At 57.0% G+C, this 3,850-nt stretch carries 4 protein-coding genes; all 4 read left to right on the top strand.

Annotation, left to right across the window (positions count from 1 at the left end; genetic code table 11):
- A partial coding sequence (dnaA, locus tag AC1DRJ_RS21105) for a chromosomal replication initiator protein DnaA (RefSeq protein ID WP_477803851.1) occupies nt 1–1,133 on the top strand: 1,133 nt, incomplete at its 5' end.
- Between the two features lie 39 nt (nt 1,134–1,172).
- Nucleotides 1,173–2,276: a DNA polymerase III subunit beta gene (dnaN, locus tag AC1DRJ_RS21100; protein WP_477803850.1), complete on the top strand. Its 1,104-nt coding sequence runs from the start codon at nt 1,173–1,175 to the stop codon at nt 2,274–2,276.
- Between the two features lie 20 nt (nt 2,277–2,296).
- Nucleotides 2,297–3,400, top strand: coding sequence for a DNA replication/repair protein RecF (gene recF, locus AC1DRJ_RS21095; protein WP_477803849.1), 1,104 nt, complete (start codon nt 2,297–2,299; stop codon nt 3,398–3,400).
- Nucleotides 3,401–3,405: 5 nt separating this feature from the next.
- A partial coding sequence (locus AC1DRJ_RS21090) for an ATP-binding protein (protein WP_477803848.1) occupies nt 3,406–3,850 on the top strand: 445 nt, incomplete at its 3' end.

Here is a 3,850-nt window from a genome sequence, read left to right as displayed (position 1 = left end):
TCAATGAAGAGCCGTCTCGCGACAGCTTCGACCCGATGGCTGGCGCGAGCTCGCAACAAGCACCGGTGCGTTCCGAGCAGCGCACCGTGCAAGTCGAAGGCGCGCTCAAGCACACCAGCTACCTGAACCGGACCTTTACCTTTGAAAATTTCGTTGAAGGTAAGTCCAACCAGCTGGCCCGGGCGGCGGCGTGGCAGGTAGCGGACAATCCCAAGCACGGTTACAACCCACTCTTCCTTTATGGTGGCGTTGGCTTGGGTAAGACCCACTTGATGCACGCTGTGGGTAACCACCTATTAAAGAAGAACCCGAATGCCAAGGTCGTGTACCTGCATTCCGAGCGTTTCGTGGCCGACATGGTCAAGGCGCTGCAACTGAATGCGATCAACGAGTTCAAGCGCTTCTACCGTTCGGTGGATGCGTTGTTGATCGATGACATTCAATTCTTCGCCCGCAAGGAACGGTCCCAGGAAGAGTTTTTCCACACCTTCAATGCCCTGCTTGAAGGTGGCCAACAGGTCATTCTCACCAGTGACCGCTATCCGAAAGAAATTGAAGGCCTTGAAGAGCGTCTCAAATCCCGCTTTGGCTGGGGCCTGACGGTTGCCGTCGAGCCGCCGGAGCTGGAAACTCGCGTTGCGATCCTGATGAAAAAGGCTGACCAGGCCAAAGTCGATCTGCCACATGACGCCGCGTTCTTCATTGCCCAACGCATTCGCTCCAACGTCCGTGAGCTGGAAGGCGCGCTGAAACGCGTGATCGCCCACTCGCACTTCATGGGCCGCGATATCACCATCGAGCTGATTCGCGAATCCCTGAAGGACTTGTTGGCGCTGCAAGACAAATTGGTCTCTGTGGATAACATTCAGCGCACTGTCGCCGAGTACTACAAGATCAAGATCTCCGACCTGCTGTCCAAGCGTCGTTCACGCTCGGTCGCACGTCCGCGTCAGGTTGCAATGGCATTGTCCAAAGAGTTGACTAACCACAGCCTGCCGGAAATCGGCGATGTGTTTGGCGGCCGCGACCACACCACTGTTTTGCACGCCTGCCGCAAGATCAACGAGCTTAAGGAATCCGACGCGGACATCCGCGAGGACTACAAGAACCTGCTGCGAACACTGACCACTTGATGAACACCAGCGCAGCTTATTAAGGCAAGGGACTAGACCATGCATTTCACCATTCAACGCGAAGCCCTGTTGAAACCCCTGCAACTGGTCGCAGGCGTCGTCGAGCGCCGACAGACCTTGCCGGTGCTCTCCAACGTGCTGCTGGTTGTCGAAGGCCAGCAATTGTCGCTGACCGGTACCGACCTGGAAGTCGAACTGGTCGGTCGTGTGCAACTTGAAGAGCCGGCTGATCCAGGTTCCATCACGGTGCCAGCGCGCAAGCTGATGGACATCTGCAAGAGTCTGCCAAACGACGCATTGATCGACATCAAGGTCGACGAACAGAAGCTTGTGGTGAAAGCTGGCCGTAGCCGTTTCACTCTGTCGACCCTGCCGGCCAACGATTTCCCGACAGTTGAAGAAGGTCCGGGTTCGCTGACTTGCAGCCTGGAACAAAGCAAACTGCGTCGTCTGATTGAGCGCACCAGCTTTGCCATGGCTCAGCAGGACGTTCGTTACTATCTGAACGGTATGCTGCTGGAAGTTTCGGCTGGCATCATTCGCGCCGTAGCCACCGACGGTCACCGTCTGGCCATGTGCTCGATGCAGGCCGATATCGGTCAGCCGGATCGCCATCAGGTCATCGTTCCACGCAAGGGTATTCTTGAACTGGCGCGCCTGCTCACCGAGCCGGACGGCCTCGTCAGCATCGTTCTGGGTCAGCACCACATCCGTGCTACCACCGGCGAGTTCACCTTCACGTCGAAACTGGTTGACGGTAAATTCCCGGATTACGAGCGTGTTCTGCCTAAAGGCGGCGACAAGCTAGTCCTCGGCGACCGGCAGGCACTGCGTGAAGCCTTCAGCCGCACTGCGATTCTGTCCAACGAGAAGTACCGTGGTATCCGTCTGCAACTGGCCAACGGTCAGCTGAAAATTCAGGCAAATAACCCGGAGCAGGAGGAAGCGGAAGAAGAAGTAGGCGTTGAGTACAACGGCGGCTCCCTGGAAATCGGCTTCAACGTCAGCTATCTGCTCGACGTGCTGGGCGTGATGACCACCGAGCAAGTTCGCCTGATCCTGTCCGACTCCAACAGCAGTGCGCTGGTGCAAGAGTMCGACAACGACGACTCGRCTTACGTTGTCATGCCGATGCGCCTGTAATCATGTTCAGCAGAAGCTAGATGTCGCTAAGTCGCGTCTCGGTCACCGCGGTGCGCAATTTGCACCCGGTGACCTTCTCCCCCTCCCCCCGAATCAACATTCTTTACGGCGCCAACGGCAGCGGCAAAACCAGTGTTCTGGAAGCCATCCATCTGCTAGGGCTTGCCCGTTCGTTTCGTAGCAGCCGTCTGTTGCCGGTGATTCAGTACGAGCAATTGGCCTGCACGGTGTTTGGCCAGGTTGAATTGGCTGAGGGTGGGCACAGCGCGCTGGGTATCTCGCGTGACCGACAGGGTGAGTTTCAGATCCGCATCGATGGTCAGAATGCTCGTAGCGCGGCGCAGTTGGCAGAGATTCTGCCACTTCAACTGATCAACCCAGACAGCTTTCGCTTACTGGAAGGCGCGCCGAAGATTCGGCGACAGTTTCTCGACTGGGGCGTGTTCCACGTGGAACCGCGTTTCATGTCTACTTGGCAGCGCTTGCAGAAGGCCCTCCGCCAGAGAAACTCTTGGCTGCGACATGGTACACTTGACGCCGTTTCGCAAGCGGTTTGGGACAGGGAACTGTGCCAAGCCAGCGCAGAAATAGATGAATACCGCCGCGCTTACATCAAAGCCTTGAAACCAGTCTTTGAACAGACCTTGAGCGAATTGGYTGAGCTTGAAGGCTTGACCCTCAGCTATTACCGAGGCTGGGACAAAGACCGCGAACTGAGTGCCGTACTCGCTGGGTCCCTTCACCGGGACCAGCAAATGGGTCATACCCAGGCCGGACCACAACGCGCTGATTTGCGTCTAAGACTAGGCGCGCACAATGCCGCGGACATCTTGTCCCGGGGTCAGCAGAAGTTGGTGGTCTGTGCATTGCGGATTGCCCAAGGGCACCTGGTAAGCCAGGCCCGTCGCGGCCAGTGTATTTATCTGGTGGATGACCTGCCGTCCGAGCTGGACGAGCAACACCGCCGTGCGCTTTGCCGCTTGCTGGAAGACTTACGCTGCCAGGTCTTTATCACCTGTGTAGATCACGAATTATTGAGGGAAGGCTGGCAGACGGAAACGCCAGTCGCTTTGTTCCACGTGGAACAGGGCCGTATCACCCAGACCCACGACCATCGGGAGTGAAGGCATTGAGCGAAGAAAATACGTACGACTCAACGAGCATTAAAGTGCTGAAAGGCCTGGATGCCGTACGCAAACGTCCCGGTATGTACATTGGTGACACCGACGATGGCAGCGGTCTGCACCACATGGTGTTCGAAGTGGTCGATAACTCGATCGACGAAGCTCTCGCCGGCCACTGCGACGACATCAGCATCATCATTCACCCGGATGAGTCCATCACCGTTCGCGACAACGGCCGTGGCATCCCGGTAGACGTGCACAAAGAAGAGGGCGTTTCGGCAGCCGAGGTCATCATGACCGTGCTGCACGCCGGCGGTAAGTTCGACGATAACTCCTACAAAGTATCCGGCGGACTGCACGGTGTAGGTGTGTCGGTGGTGAACGCACTGTCCAAAGAACTGATCCTGACTGTTCGCCGCAGCGGCAAGATCTGGGAACAGACTTATATCC

This window comes from Pseudomonas sp. P5_B2, assembly GCF_056400445.1.
This window is presented reverse-complemented; position numbering and strand designations above follow the sequence as displayed.